This window comes from Brucella pseudintermedia (assembly GCF_008932435.1).
In the GTDB taxonomy this organism is placed as follows: Bacteria; Pseudomonadota; Alphaproteobacteria; order Rhizobiales; family Rhizobiaceae; genus Brucella; species Brucella pseudintermedia.
This window is the reverse complement of the sequence record NZ_WBWE01000002.1, coordinates 327,776-342,408: the sequence shown is the minus strand read 5'-3', so window position 1 is coordinate 342,408 and position 14,633 is coordinate 327,776. Positions and strand designations below refer to the sequence as shown.

The following is a 14,633-nucleotide window of genomic DNA, read 5'->3' as shown; positions in this document are numbered from 1 at the left end:
GCGCCTGAACACGAGGAAAACTGATGAAATCAGCTGCTGATAATTCCGCCACCCGATCGTACTTGAGCACTAAAGCTCGCTTTCAGAATGCCGTCCAGGACCACGCGGCTGTCGCGTTCATTATTGAGGACACATTGGTTGATAAGATCGGAAAAGAAACAATTCTCACACTTTTCTGCGACGGCCGATACGACGAAAGTGAATTCCAAATTGATATCGTTTTGGAAAGCCCAATTTACCGTCGACAAGAACGTGGGCAAAAAGAGCTCGGCCGCCTTTGCGAAAGTGTTGGTTTGCCCGCGATTGAAGATTCTCCGGAGCTGCACGGCAAGGAGGCAGTGTTGCGTCGGGCTGATGATGGCGAACTGTTCTTCACTCCACACAATTTGATCTTTACGGCCTCCTGAGCATGACAATCCGTATTCACAATTTCACCCCCGCGCGATCCGGCGCGGGGAACACCCTCGCTTGGTTCGACGCCGAGTTTTCGAATGGGTTGAAGGTCCAACGACTGAAACTCGTCCAAACCAGAAACGGCTATCGCATCTACGGGCCGCGCGATCATTTGGGGCAACTGATATCTATGCCGATCCCGCTTGCCGATGAAATCGCAGAACTTGTCCTCCCTTATTGGAAAGCAGTCGTAAGCAATGCAGAACACCGTCGCGCAGCAGCCTGACCTTTCTCCCACTGCAATCCGCCACGCGGTTCTTGCGAACGGGTATAAGCCCATTCCGGTTAACGGTAAGCGTCCTCAGCTCAAAGGCTGGCAGCAGCTTTCGCCGACAACCGCATCGATAGATGCGTGGGAACGTGGGCACGCCGACCATGCGAACACCGGCATTTTGACCGGCGAAGTCGTGGCTATCGACATCGACGCGCCTGATCCTATTGCGGCTGAAAAGCTCATTGCGGCTTTAATGCAAACTACCGGCGCCATGCAGGCTCCGTGCCGCACTGGCCGCGCACCAAAGTGTCTTTTCATCTTCCGAGCAACGGAGCCTCGTAAGAAAGCGGCTACGCCGGTTTATCTCGTGAACGGCGAGAAGTGCCAAATCGAGGTGCTGGGCGCTGGTCAGCAATTCGTCGCCTACGGCAGCCACCCGGATACACAACAGCCTTATACCTGGGCCAGTGGTGATCCGATGGCAGTACCCTTCAAGGACCTTCCTGAAATCACGCCGGCGCAGGTTGACGACTATCTGTCAGCGGCAGAAGCCATCTTAGCTGACCTTGGCGAGCTCGAGCGTAAAGCCGCGCCAGTATCTGCGCGTGCGTCGAGCGGTTCGACTTTCTGGACCCGTGTAAATGCTGCTGCGCTCGAAAATACCGACGCTTGGGTTCGGTTGCTTTTCTCAACGGCGCACAAGGAGTCCGGCACTGGCGCTTGGCGTGTCACGTCCAAAGAACTGGGCCGTGGGCTACAGGAAGATATTTCCATTCACGCCGACGGAATTCAGGATTTTGGCGAGGAACGCGGCCTGACGCCTATCGATCTTGTGCGCGAGTATGGCGGTGCAGCATCTGCGAAGGACGCTGCTTTCTGGCTGTGTGAACAGTTAGGCCGTTCGCCTTCTGACTTGGGGTGGGAAGTTACCCAGCCGGTCAAACTTTCTTTCTCAAAGATAGCAGCGCAGGTCGAAGCGGCTAATGACGATGATGAGGAAGCTGAAGTTTCGATCCCGCAGCCAGATGCAGGTGGATTGCCGCTCAGCCTTTGTTATCCACCGGGCGCTGTGGGAGAAATCGCTAAATTCATCGTGTCATGCTCGCGGTTTCCATCGCCACACCTCTCGCTGGCATCTTCACTGGCTTTCGTATCGGCGCTGATCGGTCGCCGGTATAAAGGGCCGACCGGGTTGCGGTCGAACATATACGTTATCGGCTTGGCGGAATCTGGCTTCGGCAAGGACATCACCATTCGTGCGGTGCAGAGCATCGCGTCCAGCACGGTGGCTGGCGATAAGGTAACGAAGTTCGTCTTTTCCGACAAAATCGCCAGCCTGGCGGGGTTGGCGAATAAGCTACGGCGAGCGCCGGCATGCCTTGCGCAACAAGATGAGTTCGGGAAGTTCATTCGGCAGTATATGGGTGAAAAAGCCCCGGCTCACCGTGAGGAAGTTGCAACAGCTTTGCTTGAGCTAACAGGCGCTGCATCCGGGCTTTGGGGCGGACAGGAAAAGGCTGACGGCAATGTTAAAAGCATCCAGAACCCATGCTTTTCGGTTCATGGAGTTTCAACGCCCTCAACCTTCTGGTCCGCGCTTACGGGTGCCAGTATTGATGAAGGTCTGCTTGGTCGATTTGTCCTGATCGACGCTGGCGATAGAGATCCCAAAAAGGTTCGCAGGCCAGAAAATAGCCATGAAAACGTACCCCAACACATCTCTGATGCCGTATGGGAGTTGTTAGGCGGCGTCGGTCGAGGGCAGTCACTTTACCAAGGGCCGTTTTTTGCATTGAATGCCCACAGTGAAACTAAACCTCATCCAATTGTGACGGTTGAATACGCGTCATCTGATGTCGATGATTTCTTTGAGGAATTCGACGACAGTATGCGTGCGATGAAAAAGAAGGTGAAGGTCGAATATGCACCGATATGCAACCGAGTCGGTGAGAATGCGGCCAGACTTGCCCTGATCGTGGCGGTTGGTGCCAATCCCCGCGAGCCGATTATCACGATGGAAATCCAACAGTGGGCGAATGCCGTTGCCGAGCACTCGTTCAAGCTGCTTTTAAAAGGTGCGGACGAGAACGTAGCCGACAATCATCTGTCGGCCGAATATATCCGGGTCCGTAATATGGTCATTCGCAGGGGTAAAGCGGGCTTGCCGCACAGGGAGCTGAAGAAGAACCTACAGGGCGGCATCCGCACTCAGCGCTTGGCCGAAATTCTTGATGATCTGATAGCATCAGGGGATGCAAAGTTTATGAGCGCGCCGGCAAAGAGCGGTCAAACGCAGGTCAGATGGTGGGCAAGAGGCTTTTTCCCCGAGGGTGCGACTGCATTGGAGGTAGGCGCATAGCCAATGGTAAAAGAGCGGTTGGACGGCGCGGGGAAGATAGGGAGAGGGAATTCAATGCCCATCCCTGTTCATTGGTAATTCCACCCCGTCTTTTGACTGCCTTTACCCCACCCTTCCACCCCACCTTTACCTACGTATATATATAGAAAAATATATATATATCATATAGTTATATAAAGATGGGGTGGAGAATACATAGGGTGTCACCCAAAAAGGCAAAAGTAGACGTCATTTTTGCGTGTATTCACGCGCGCGCGAGGAGTTTGACAGAACGCGGCGCAAACGGAGGAATATTTATGGGCGAAGCCAAACGAAAAAAATCTGGTCCGCAGATTGTGTTTCATCACACCAGCATCTTACGAACGAACCTTATCTGGATGTCCGGAAAGATTGAATTGGAAGGACAGGGTAATCCGGCTTTTCACCCTCATATGGGGAAGCACATTTCACAGAGCGTTGAAGCGCGACGGCCCTGTAAGGATTTCCCTCCGCTGGCGTGGTTTACGTCGAGAATTGATGTTCCTCACTGCCTTCGAAAAATTACCTTCTGTGGCAAAAATCAAGAGACGGGAGAGGTTGCGAATATCGTACTTTCAGATCGCGAGGCTTCTGCGATATCGCTCCGCCGGATGGCGCTAGGTTTTCGTGTTGAAGATATTGGCGTCATCCGTTGGACGGATCATTACGGATACTGCACCGCTGAAGGGCGTGACCTGAATGAATCTGCGATTGAGTACGGCGACAACCCAGAAGACTGGTGGGTATCTGAAACTCCAGTCGACGTCGCGCTCGTCCATGAGGCGTGGGTAGCAACCTCATCATGGGGCGTAAAAATGCAGCGCATGCCCGGATATGAAAAAGATATCAGGAGGATGGTAGCCCTTTGCAAAGAGCGTAGAACTTATATCCCCCCGGCATGGCTATCGAGAGATGATGCCCAGGCGCTGGCACAATCTATCGGACTTCCCTGCGTCGATGCGGACGAAGAGGCCGACAGGTTTCTGCAAAGCCATTAACACCGCATTTATCAAACCACCACACCATCACAATAGGCCTCACCAGCCGACACCACAACACGAGGAACTTCATGTCTCATTTGCAGAAGAATATTCACGCTGCCCTTTTTGGCGTTCCAGAGTTAGAGCGCCTGGAACTGCATACGATCGCCGAAAAATGGGCGGCCGACAAAAACCGCCCGACCATCCCGTTTCAGCGATTGGCCGAACTTGCCTTTGTAGAAGGATGGTCGCTATCAGAGCTTCCAGCTAATCCCGTATACACTCAACTCTCGCAATCGAAAGCCTGGGTATCTGCGGCGTTGCTTGGCGCGATCTATCAAATTTCTGCGGCTTACCGCCGTCAGTCCAACGACACGCGCCAGCGGTCTGTTTTGGAGGAACTACAGGCCAAGGTCGCACGGCTTACAGCATCATGTCGGGCAGCTTGGCGAGCGTCAGATTTAAAGGTGCCATTTCGCGAACCTCGGCCCGTTGGCGTCAGGTCGTATTCTCCCGAGCCGATGGACGCAGCTGAGCAACATAATGACGGCGCTTGGCGCGGGAAGCGGATATCGCGGGCCAAACTGTATGCGCAGCGTCCTGACCTTCGCGACGGAGGAGCAGCATGAGCGCCACGTCAGCCGATGCCTCGCTGATGATCGAGCTTGAGCCGGGCCAATACGTAAATTGGCTGACTGTCCTACGGAACGGCCTACTTGGTCGCCGCGACCCTGCAACCAAGCGACAATACCTGCGCCGCGAAATGGGAATTGAGAACGCTGCTACGGATGCGCACGACACTCATCTCGCTCTAAAGGAAAGCCGAGAGGGCGCAATCTTTGGGCGCCCCACGGCACCGGTCAATATTTTTGCGGCTCCAGCCGGACCGGTTCAGAATCCTTACCGGACACGCACCCGCTGGCTGCGAGACCAGTCCGGCGCACTGGTCCGTGACGAACACGGCCTTCCAATGCCTGAGCCGCGCAAGGTGACGCGCCGGTCGTCAGTAACTGACCCGCGTACTGCGGCTTGGCGGAGTATTTCAGGCCAGAAAGTGCGCATCGCCAAAACTTGGACGGAGGGGAAAATGAAGGAAGAACATTCACCGCAAGAACGTGAACTCGGCCGGGCGATTGCTTGGTATCGGCGTGTTGTAGCCGAAGAAGACCTGACCGCGGCACTGGAAAAAGCAAACAGCCGTCACACAGAGCTGCTCGAATCTGCGGCCAATGACAATGAGCCTCAACAGGGTTGGGAACTGTTGCGGCAACTTCGCCGCGATCATCGCCATGACGATATCGAGGTTGTCGAACTGTATCGCGGGTTGTGTGGTCTGATTGCCAGCAATCCGTTGCAAGGTATCGACTATGGATATGATGCCAGCATGGAAAAAGAGTTCACGTCCGATAAGATGACTACTGACGAAATCGACCAAGCGGCAGCCAATGATTGGCCGACGACAGATATTCCCGGTGGCGAAATCAAGTATGGTAGCGTTCGCAAACGCAGCAAGTCGGACCTTGGATGGACGCATCCACAGAAGCAGTATGTAAAAGCTGATGATGATACGAAGGTCAAAGCACGCCCGTTTTCCGTGAAATTCAATGAGAACGTCATGATCGCAAAAATCGATATGCGACCTGTTCTGGAGGAATTGCGTGCGTCTCTCGGCATTGGACTGGATGCCTTTGAGGATGCGGTACTCGCCGGCAAGACACTGACAGAGATCGGCGAGGCCCGAGGCTATAAACATCGCCAAGCATCATCTGTCGGTAAGGAACTTGTTTATGCGTCCATCGGCGCTCTCCGTGTCGCATGGCAAAAGATAAAAACGCGCCAGCGGAAAGAGGCGAAGCAGGCCATTCGGAATGTTCAGCGTGCCCGCGAGCAATTGGAAGCACGGCAATACAAGCGAGCCGCATAGTGATGTGTACGTGAAACCCGCTGCCATCCGTATCAGGGAGACGAGAATTACATACGAAAGCCCGGTCGCAAGCCGGGCTTTTTCTATTTCAGATCAGCGTGGGTTTGCTCCTTTCCCCACGCTGTAGCTGTGAAGACGGTTTCTCCTCCCGTTGTAGCAGCCCTCACCGGGTTGAGCGCTGTCCCCGGCGCTCCCCGGTGTTTTGGTTTCTTCTTACGTGGTCGCGCCACGGACCGCACGCCAGTTGGATAGCGTGGCAAAACAAGCCCACACAGTTTCAGCACCCTTGAGATCGTCGGTGCAAGTCCGACCCCTGCAACCAATCTTCAAGGGCATGGGCCCGCATACAGCCGAACGGATTGATGAACCGCGTCGGCTGCCCAATTCATGAGGTGATACATGACTGACCCACGTTTGGATGATCTGCAGCGCAGGCTCGAGTCCGCGTTCAAGCGAAACAAACTGACGATGCCGCGGATAGCCACGGCGGATGAGCAGGAAGCTGACAGGCAATTCAGGCTTAAGGGCTTGTGTCGACTTCAGCGCGAGATTTCCTTCGCACGTCTCGGCCCGCGCAAAGGTGGTATCAATGACCTTTCGCAATGGGCAGAGTTCGGTGGCCATCTTCCCCGGCCAGCGCCGCCCACGTTTGGCTCGGCACAATGACCGACCCACGCAGCGCTGAGGCGAAGAAATACCGCGCGCTTTATAAGTCAGCCAAGTGGAGACGCATCCGCGAAGCCCAGCTTCGAATGCAGCCTCTCTGCGAATACTGCCTGCAATCGGAGATCGTAGAACCCGCCACAGTCGTGCATCACGGTGACGGTGGGCACAAGGGCGATGAGAAGCGCTTCTGGACCGGACCTTTCGTGTCACTTTGCAAGGAGCATCACGACCGCGACGCCCAGCGCGAAGACCTTGGTCAGACTGTCATCAGATTCGACGCCGAAGGGTGGCCCATCGGGTGATGTGACCGAAAAGACACGCCCCCGGGGGCTATCTCGGTCTCTCCGATCGTCGACAGCGGGGAACCGGCGATGGGCGACAGCACACACGCAACCAATTCAGATGTTGAGATGAGGATTTCATGGCTAGACCTAGAAATCCCCTCGCCAAGGCGGAGGCGGAGGGGAGAAACGTTACGCACCCGACCCGCTTCAAGGGACGGAAAGAACCGAAAGCGGCGACCGATATCGGTAGGGCGCCGAAATGGATGAATGCCGAGCAGGCCAAAGTCTGGAACTTGTTTGCGAAGGAACTGCCTTGGCTGAATGGCTCACATAGATCGCTTCTCGAAATCGCCACTACGATCCGAACGCGCGTTATCGCGAATGAGGAAGTCGGCGTGCAAGCGTTGAACCTCCTGCGGCAGTGTCTCGGTCAAATGGGCGCTACGCCATCCGATGCAACTAAGGTCTCCATGCCAGATAGCGGCGAGGAAAAGGATGATTTGGTAGATGACTAAGACGCCGGCGCTTGATCGCGTGAATGCTTACGCGCGCGCCGTGCTCGATGGTGTTGAAGTTGCGGGGCCGCATGTTCGGAACGCCTGCCAACGCCATTTCGACGATCTGGCACAAGCACATGAACGCGGTTATTTTTGGGATGACGCTAAAGCCAATCGTGCGATGCGGTTCTTCGAAGAGCGACTGAAGCTGAACGACGGTCAGTTCGACGGTAAGCCGTTCAAGCTGCATGCCTCACAGGCTTTCAAGCTGGGCTCGATCTTCGGTTGGGTGGATTCAGACGGCAATCGTCGTTTTCGCCGTGTCTATATCGAGGAAGGCAAAGGTAACGGCAAGTCACCCTTTGCAGGTGGCCTCGGCCTCTATGGGCTGATGTCAGACGGCGAGGCGGGCGCGCAAATTTATGCAGCCGGCGCGAAAAAGGAGCAGGCCCAGATCCTGTTTCAGGATGCCGTTAAAATGGCAAGGGCAGCTCCAAAACTGTCAAAACGCATAACCTTCAGCGGCGGCATTGGACGCGAGTTCAATATCGCCTTTCTTGAGAAAAAGGCATTTTTTCGCCCGATTTCCAAGGATGCAGGCAAAACCGGCAGTGGCCCCAGACCGCACTACGCTTTGTGCGACGAGGTGCACGAGCATCCAGACCGATCGGTCATGGAAATGCTTGAGCGCGGTTTCAAATTTCGACAGCAGCCGCTGCTTTTCATGATCACGAATTCGGGCAGTGACCGAAATAGCGTTTGCTGGGAGGAACATGAGCACGCGGTTCGGGTAGCGGCTGGCACGAAAACGCCTGATGACGACTTCAGTTATGTCGGTGAGGTGATCGACGACACGACATTCGCCTATGTCTGCGCTCTGGACAAGGGTGACGACCCGCTCGAAGATCAGTCTTGCTGGAAGAAGGCTAATCCGCTTCTTGGTGTGATTTTGACCGAGAAGTATCTGGCTGGTGTAGTTGACCAGGCCAAGCAGATACCGGGCAAACTGAACGGCATTCTTCGGCTGCATTTTTGCGTCTGGACCTCTGCCGACAAGGCTTGGATGCCACGCGATACTGTTGAAGCCGTTATGGATGACTTAGACCCGATTGAAGAGCATCGCGGTAAGCAGTTGTTCCTTTCCGTCGACTTGTCCGCCGCGCGCGATATGACGGCCCTTGCCTGCGCTGTGAAAACTGGCACTAAGACCATGGAGCGTGAAGACGGCAGCACAATCGAACTTCCCACCTTCGATGCATGGATCGAAGCATGGACACCAGCGGAAACGCTGAAAGCCAGAGCCCTAGCCGACAAGGCGCCGTATGACGTGTGGGTGGAACAGGGGTTTCTGAACGCCTCACCTGGAAAGCGAATTAGGTTCGACTTCGTCGCGCAGCGGGTCGCGCAATTGTCGCAGGAATTTGACATAGAGGGCATCGCATACGACCGATACGCTTATGACAAGTTCCGCGAGGAACTGGACGCAATCGGCGTTGAAGTCGAGCACATCCCGCATCCACAGGGCGGCAAAGTTCGCGCGAAAGCCAGCGAAAAGAAGATCGAAGCGGCGAAAGCAGCCGGTTTACCCGAGCCTAGAGGCATGTGGATGCCAGGATCTGTCACGGAGCTTGAGAACGCCATTATCGATGGTCGCGTCAGGGTTCGGCGTAATCCAGTGCTCATGACCGCCCTGATGGGCGCCACCTTCGATCGCGATCCGCTCGACAATCGATGGTTCGTGAAAACCAAAGCATCGGTGCGCATCGATGCTGCCGTGGCTCTGGCCATGGTTACGGGTTTTGCAGCCGATACACCTGTCGTGGTCACGACCTCGCTGTCGCCTTGGGATGACCCGGAATTTACTCTAACGAAAGCAGCCTCATGAGGATACTTCAGCGGTTCTCGCGTTCGCGACGAGAAGCCGATATCGAGCAGCGCGCCAGCCCTGAAAACGCGGGTGTACCGGTTAGCGCTGAAAATTTCCTGGCTTACTTTGGCGTCCAACCAGTAAACCTTCCATCTGTCACGATCGAAAGCGCCTTGACCGTTCCTGCGGTTCTTGCTGCGGTTTCGTTTCTATCCCGTACGATGGCCGCTTTGCCTCGTCACGCTTATCGTGATGGCAAAGGCGGTTCTAAACGCCTGGGCGGAAAGCTTGAGACCGTTGTGAACACAGCCCCCAACTCGGATATGGGCGCTTTCAAGTTCTGGCAGTACTTTTGGCAGCAAGTTTTTACCGGCGGCCGTGGTCTGGCTTGGATCGAGCGATCGGGAAAAGAAGTTTTGGCTTTGTGGCCGATGGACCCGACCAAAACCACCGTCAAGCGAAAAGGTCTGGCTGTTGTCTATCGATTTGACAACAAGGAATATCCAGCCGCCGACGTCATAGACGTGCCGTTCATGTTGCGGGCCGATGGAATTCGACATTTCGGCCCTATCGCTCAGGCAGCCAAGGCGATTCAGCTTGCCATCGCCATGAATGACTACGGGTCGAACTTCTTCGCCGGCGGCGGCGTTCCTCCTCTAGCTCTAGAAGGCCCTCTGCCGCAAGGCGGGGCGGCCATGCAACGGGCGATGGGCGATATTCATCGCGCAATTGACGAAGCCCGAAAGAGCGAAAAGCCGATCTTTCCAATGCCGCCTGGCCACAAGTTGACCCAGGTTGGCTATGACCCCGCCAAGGGCCAGATGATCGACGCGCGCCGCTTTCAGGTCGAAGAAATCGCCCGCACTTGGCAACTTCCACCTGTATTCTTGCAGGATCTTACGCATGCTAGTTTTTCGAATGCGGAACAGCAGGATCTGCATCTCGTCAAGCACCTGATCATGCAATGGGCCAAGGCTCTCGAAGACGAGATGAACCTGAAGATATTCGAGGTCGCGGGTGGTACGCGTTACATCCGTCACAATCTGGACGGGCTTCTCCGTGGTGACTTCAAGAGCCGCATGGACGGTTATGGGGTGGCAATCCAAAACGGTATCCGGACACCAGATGAAGTGCGTTCTCTGGAAAACTTGCCAGCCAAGGGCGGGGCGGCGGATCAGCTTCATATTCAGGGTGCCACCGTTCCGTTGGGGACGCAACCGGCGATCGCTCAACCCCCTGCCAACGACAATTCTGTTGAGGAAAATGCTGCAGCATGACCGAAATTGAAAAACGTAGCGGGTCTCTCGGCGTAGAGACCCGTGCAGACGACAGTAAACGTGTGCTGACCGGATACGCGGTTATCTGGAATAGCAACACGACCATCGGCGACTATTTTGTCGAGCGAATAGCGCCCGGCGCATTTTCAGGGGCGATCGGTGGCGACATCCTGGCTCTTCTGCACCACGATTCAGGTCGTGTGCTGGGTCGGACCAAAAGCAACACGCTGAGGCTGAAGGAAGATACTCGCGGGCTTCACGTCGAAATCGATGTGCCCAACACCACCGACGGTAACGATCTATGGGAACTGGTAGAGCGCGGTGACATCACGGGCATGTCCTTCGGAATGCGGGTAACTAAGCAGGAATGGGATGATACAGGCGCGATACCTCATCGCACCATTCTTGAGGCGGAGCTTTTCGAAGTCACTGCCACTCCCACCCCCGCTTACGAAGACACTCATCTGGCGAAACGCTCGTTAGATGCGTGGCGAGCCGAGGCTGATGCGACAATAGCGCGGCGCCGAGATGAAAATCGAATGGCGGCGGCCCGCCGTATCGCCGAGAAACGCGCCTCTTTTGAGCAGCGAATTCGCGGCATCGCCTGATGTCGTGACCATTACCCGGCATGCCGGAGGGTCTGCATAGCAGGCCAGAGCAAAACCGTTATCTTCAAGGAAAATCTAATGTCTCTTACCGAACTGCACGAGCAGCGCGGCCGTCTGGTCACGCAGGCTCGCGAAGCCCTCGACGAAATCAAGTCGAACACCGACGAAGCGCGATCCAATGAACTGAACGAACGCCATGATCGCATCATGACGGAATTTGATAAGATCGAAAATCTTATCAAGCGCGAGAAGACGCTCGCTGAAATTGAAGCGCGCGCAGCAGATGAGCGAGCACGACAGCGCCCGATTTCCGATTCCGAAGGTCGCGGTAGCGATGTCGGCGACGAAATCGAATATCGTTCCGTGTTCTATAAATTTCTCGCCAACAATGCCGATATCGGCGAATTGTCGGCAGAAGAGCGTACCGTTCTAAAGCGCGGCGTTCAGCCCGCCGCCGAGACCCGTACCCAGGTAACGGCGACCAACGCCGCTGGCGGTTACACCGTACCGGTCGAGCTCGCCAACGAGATCGTCAAGTCTATGAAGGCTTGGGGCCCGATGTACGATGAGGACATCGCGACCGAGATCGTTACTTCCGCTGGTAATCGTATCAACATTCCGACCGTTGATGATACCGGAGTTGAAGCCGAAAAGCATACCGAAGGAACGCCATTGACCGACGATGGCGGCAAGGACGTGACGTTCGGTCAGAAGAATCTTGACGCGTTCGTTTACGACACTGAGTTCGTCAAGTTCTCCATGGAACTTGCACAGGATTCAATTTTCAGCGTTGAAGCCCTGCTTGGCCAGCTTCTGGGCGAGCGCCTTGGTCGTATTGCAAACAAGCAGCTGACCATCGGCACCGGCACCGACAGCCCGAACGGTCTCGTCACCGCCTCTTCGCTTGGCAAGGAAACGGCTGCCTCGGCGGCGATCACTTCTGACGAACTGATCGACCTGCTGCATTCGGTCGACCCAGCTTATCGCCAGAGCCCGAAAACGCGTTGGATGTTCAACGATCTTACCCTTGGTTCTGTCCGTAAGATCAAGGATAACGAAGGTCGTTACATCTGGTCGATGGGTGACATCACGAAGGGCGAGCCCGGCACCCTGCTTGGCTATCGATACAGCATCAACCAGGCAATGGCTGGCATCGGCGCGGGCAACAAGCCAATCGTGTTCGGTGACTTCGGCAAGTACTTTGTCCGAAAGGTCGGTTCTCCGGTGATTGGCGTTCTTCGCGAGCGCTTCTGGCCGGATCTCGGCATTGCCGGCATCATCCGCTTTGACGGTGAGCTCGGCGATACCGCTGCGGTCAAGCATCTCGTAAACGCTGCAGCTGGCGGCTAATCAATCTTCGGGGCGGTTTATCCGCCCCGTTCCTTTTTGGGGACGCTCATGAAAATTACTATTACGACCAGTCTGTCAGGGCCGACCTACACGCTCGAACCTGGCGCCGTCGCCGACTTTGCCGAGGCCGAAGCGATCCGCCTCATCAACGCTGGTTTTGCTATTCCCGCTACAGATGATGGCGAAGTCGAACGTGCTGTGAAATCCGTTCCCAATGGGGAGAGGCGCGAGAAGCGAGGCCGATCGAATGTGGCATCCGTATAAGGTCGCGCAAGGTCCGACGGGCGATGTCATCGCGCTTGAGGATGTAAAGCGCCATTTGAATGTGATGCACGACGATGATGACGTTTACATCCGATCGCTCATTACGGCCGCATCTGACTTTGTTGAGAAGTATTGCGGGATCGTCGTCGCGGGGCAAAAGATCGAAGCGTCATGCGATGCTTTTTCCGACATGTCTCGTCTCTCGGTTGGTCCGGTATCAGAAGTCGATAAGATCGAATATATCGCTCCCGACGGATCGAAGAACTCGGTAAACGCTGATGCATATGTTTTGAACAGCGATGGTGTCGAGCCGTCGATTGCCTCGGCATATGGAAGCCGTTGGCCGATTGTTCGGCCCGGGGCTCGTATAGCGGTCACCATGAATGCAGGTTTCAATCCACTTCCAGCATCTATTCGTCACGCCATGCTGTTGTGGATTGCCGATGCCTACCTCGTTCGGGCTAACAGTGCGACGGTCGAATGGTCGGCTTTTGACAGCCTGCTTTGCAATTACCGAAGAGGTCGATGATGGCCGACACGAAGTATCGAGCTGATGCAATCGGCCAGTTGAACGCCCGCATTACCTTTGCCAAACGGGTCGAGATTGATGATGGTTTCGGCGGCACCCGCGGAGAATGGGTTGACCAGTTTACCGTACCGGCACGCTTGAAACCGAAGTTTGGCGGCAATGCTGAAAGCCTCGTTGCATCAAGGCTGGTTTCAAAACAGCCCTATAACTTGACGATCTACAGCAGCACAGCAGCGAGACAGGTCACAGCCTCCTGGCGCGCCTATGATGCTCGGGCAGGCAAGACCGGCGAAAACCCAAATCGCGTTTTTGGCATTAAAACCATCGTCAACCCCGACGAAACAAACCGCTTTCTCGAAATGCTGGTTATTGAAAACGAGGTCGCCTGATGGTGGTTCGTGCGAAGCTTAAGCGCACCGATCTGATGAAGAAGATTCAGCAGATCGCGCCGAAGGCGATCGAAAAGATGGCCGAAGCCCAGTTGCAGGTTGCTGAAGAAGTTGCCGAAGCAATCAAGGCGCGCGCTCCAGTTCGCGCCAATGGCGGTGGCGAATACAGAGATAGCATCCACGCCGCCAAGCAAAGCGATAATCCAGGCAAAGAGGTCTTCGGCGCCCGCAAATCGACGGACCCGAATGCTGTCGGCGTCTACGGAAGCTGGATCTGGCGCTTTCTGGAATTCGGCACGAAGGCAAGCGCTGGCACCGCTGCTCGCGTCGATCGTCGGTACAAGTCTGGCACAGTCATGACCAAGGCCAAAGGGCCGCACGCCGCTACACCCGCTATGCCGCACGTTTTCCCAGTCTGGCGCGGCATGCGGAAGAAAGCCGTCAGACGCATTCGTGCGGCTATGAATAAGGCGATCAGAGAGGCCATGCAAAAATGATCGATAGCGAAAGCTTGGAATTACAGGGCGCTGTTGTTTCTCGTTTGAAAGCATGGCCAGACCTGCAAGCTCTCGTCGGTACCAAGATTTACGACATCGTGCCGTCAGACACTACTGCGCCTTACGTCGAGATCGGTGACTTTGATGATCATCGAGACGACAAAACCTGCGTTTCCGGTCGGCTTATTTACGTGACCATTCACGTCTGGACAAAAGCACCGGCTGGTAGCAGCCGTGTGGAGGCCAGCCGGATCGCAAGGGCCGTAGAAGGTGCGCTCACTGAAGCCAGCCTGACGATGCCGTCATATCGGCTCGTTTCTTTGGACCACACCCGAACGCAAGTCTTCAAAGACCTGGATGACGCCCACCTCCATGGTGTCGTCGAGTTTACCGCCAGGACAGAACGTCTGGCCTAGCCCACCTCCCCAAACAATCAGTTCAACCGCAGCCCGCCATT

Annotated in this window: 18 protein-coding genes; all 18 read left to right on the top strand. The window is 55.4% G+C overall.

Annotation, left to right across the window (positions count from 1 at the left end; translation table 11 throughout):
• The first annotated feature begins 23 nt into the window (after nucleotides 1–23).
• The 18 genes from F9K78_RS04195 (at nucleotide 24) to F9K78_RS04115 (ending at nucleotide 14,592) form a co-directional block, all read left to right on the top strand.
• On the top strand, nucleotides 24–407 hold the full coding sequence (locus F9K78_RS04195) for a hypothetical protein (protein ID WP_109367613.1): 384 nt from the start codon (nucleotides 24–26) through the stop codon (nucleotides 405–407).
• Between the two features lie 2 nt (nucleotides 408–409).
• Nucleotides 410–679: a hypothetical protein gene (locus F9K78_RS21830; protein WP_109367612.1), complete on the top strand. Its 270-nt coding sequence runs from the start codon at nucleotides 410–412 to the stop codon at nucleotides 677–679.
• Complete coding sequence (locus F9K78_RS04190) at nucleotides 651–3,026, top strand: bifunctional DNA primase/polymerase (RefSeq protein WP_151682083.1); 2,376 nt, start codon at nucleotides 651–653, stop codon at nucleotides 3,024–3,026. Before F9K78_RS21830 ends, F9K78_RS04190 begins: the two co-directional genes overlap by 29 nt.
• Nucleotides 3,027–3,322: 296 nt before the next feature.
• Nucleotides 3,323–4,042 carry a hypothetical protein gene (locus F9K78_RS04185; RefSeq protein WP_109367610.1) on the top strand — a complete coding sequence of 240 codons (720 nt, stop codon included), beginning with the start codon at nucleotides 3,323–3,325 and terminating at the stop codon, nucleotides 4,040–4,042.
• Between the two features lie 71 nt (nucleotides 4,043–4,113).
• Entirely contained in the window at nucleotides 4,114–4,653 is a 540-nt protein-coding gene (locus F9K78_RS04180; RefSeq protein WP_151682082.1) for a hypothetical protein, read from the top strand.
• On the top strand, nucleotides 4,650–5,948 hold the full coding sequence (locus tag F9K78_RS04175) for a hypothetical protein (protein ID WP_151682081.1): 1,299 nt from the start codon (nucleotides 4,650–4,652) through the stop codon (nucleotides 5,946–5,948). Before F9K78_RS04180 ends, F9K78_RS04175 begins: the two co-directional genes overlap by 4 nt.
• A gap of 399 nt (nucleotides 5,949–6,347) precedes the next feature.
• On the top strand, nucleotides 6,348–6,614 hold the full coding sequence (locus F9K78_RS04170) for a hypothetical protein (protein ID WP_151682080.1): 267 nt from the start codon (nucleotides 6,348–6,350) through the stop codon (nucleotides 6,612–6,614).
• Nucleotides 6,611–6,916, top strand: coding sequence for an HNH endonuclease (locus F9K78_RS04165; protein WP_151682079.1), 306 nt, complete (start codon nucleotides 6,611–6,613; stop codon nucleotides 6,914–6,916). The genes F9K78_RS04170 and F9K78_RS04165 overlap by 4 nt, the downstream gene beginning before the upstream one ends.
• A 119-nt stretch (nucleotides 6,917–7,035) precedes the next feature.
• Nucleotides 7,036–7,413: a hypothetical protein gene (locus F9K78_RS04160; protein ID WP_151682078.1), complete on the top strand. Its 378-nt coding sequence runs from the start codon at nucleotides 7,036–7,038 to the stop codon at nucleotides 7,411–7,413.
• Nucleotides 7,406–9,280 (top strand): terminase large subunit, encoded by a 1,875-nt coding sequence (locus tag F9K78_RS04155; protein WP_151682077.1) that lies wholly within the window; start codon nucleotides 7,406–7,408, stop codon nucleotides 9,278–9,280. Before F9K78_RS04160 ends, F9K78_RS04155 begins: the two co-directional genes overlap by 8 nt.
• Nucleotides 9,277–10,539: a phage portal protein gene (locus F9K78_RS04150; RefSeq protein WP_151682076.1), complete on the top strand. Its 1,263-nt coding sequence runs from the start codon at nucleotides 9,277–9,279 to the stop codon at nucleotides 10,537–10,539. The genes F9K78_RS04155 and F9K78_RS04150 overlap by 4 nt, the downstream gene beginning before the upstream one ends.
• Nucleotides 10,536–11,147, top strand: coding sequence for an HK97 family phage prohead protease (locus F9K78_RS04145; protein WP_109988371.1), 612 nt, complete (start codon nucleotides 10,536–10,538; stop codon nucleotides 11,145–11,147). Before F9K78_RS04150 ends, F9K78_RS04145 begins: the two co-directional genes overlap by 4 nt.
• Nucleotides 11,148–11,225: 78 nt before the next feature.
• Nucleotides 11,226–12,497, top strand: coding sequence for a phage major capsid protein (locus tag F9K78_RS04140; RefSeq protein ID WP_151682075.1), 1,272 nt, complete (start codon nucleotides 11,226–11,228; stop codon nucleotides 12,495–12,497).
• Between the two features lie 48 nt (nucleotides 12,498–12,545).
• Nucleotides 12,546–12,761 (top strand): hypothetical protein, encoded by a 216-nt coding sequence (locus tag F9K78_RS04135; RefSeq protein ID WP_109367601.1) that lies wholly within the window; start codon nucleotides 12,546–12,548, stop codon nucleotides 12,759–12,761.
• Nucleotides 12,745–13,290: a head-tail connector protein gene (locus F9K78_RS04130; protein ID WP_151682074.1), complete on the top strand. Its 546-nt coding sequence runs from the start codon at nucleotides 12,745–12,747 to the stop codon at nucleotides 13,288–13,290. Before F9K78_RS04135 ends, F9K78_RS04130 begins: the two co-directional genes overlap by 17 nt.
• The gene (locus F9K78_RS04125; RefSeq protein ID WP_167518106.1) at nucleotides 13,290–13,679 is read left to right on the top strand and encodes a head-tail adaptor protein; all 390 of its coding nucleotides are present in this window, start codon (nucleotides 13,290–13,292) and stop codon (nucleotides 13,677–13,679) included. Before F9K78_RS04130 ends, F9K78_RS04125 begins: the two co-directional genes overlap by 1 nt.
• Nucleotides 13,679–14,176, top strand: a complete 498-nt coding sequence (locus tag F9K78_RS04120) for an HK97-gp10 family putative phage morphogenesis protein (protein ID WP_151682072.1) — start codon at nucleotides 13,679–13,681, stop codon at nucleotides 14,174–14,176. The genes F9K78_RS04125 and F9K78_RS04120 overlap by 1 nt, the downstream gene beginning before the upstream one ends.
• Nucleotides 14,173–14,592, top strand: coding sequence for a DUF3168 domain-containing protein (locus F9K78_RS04115; protein ID WP_151682071.1), 420 nt, complete (start codon nucleotides 14,173–14,175; stop codon nucleotides 14,590–14,592). The genes F9K78_RS04120 and F9K78_RS04115 overlap by 4 nt, the downstream gene beginning before the upstream one ends.
• Nucleotides 14,593–14,633: the final 41 nt, after the last annotated feature.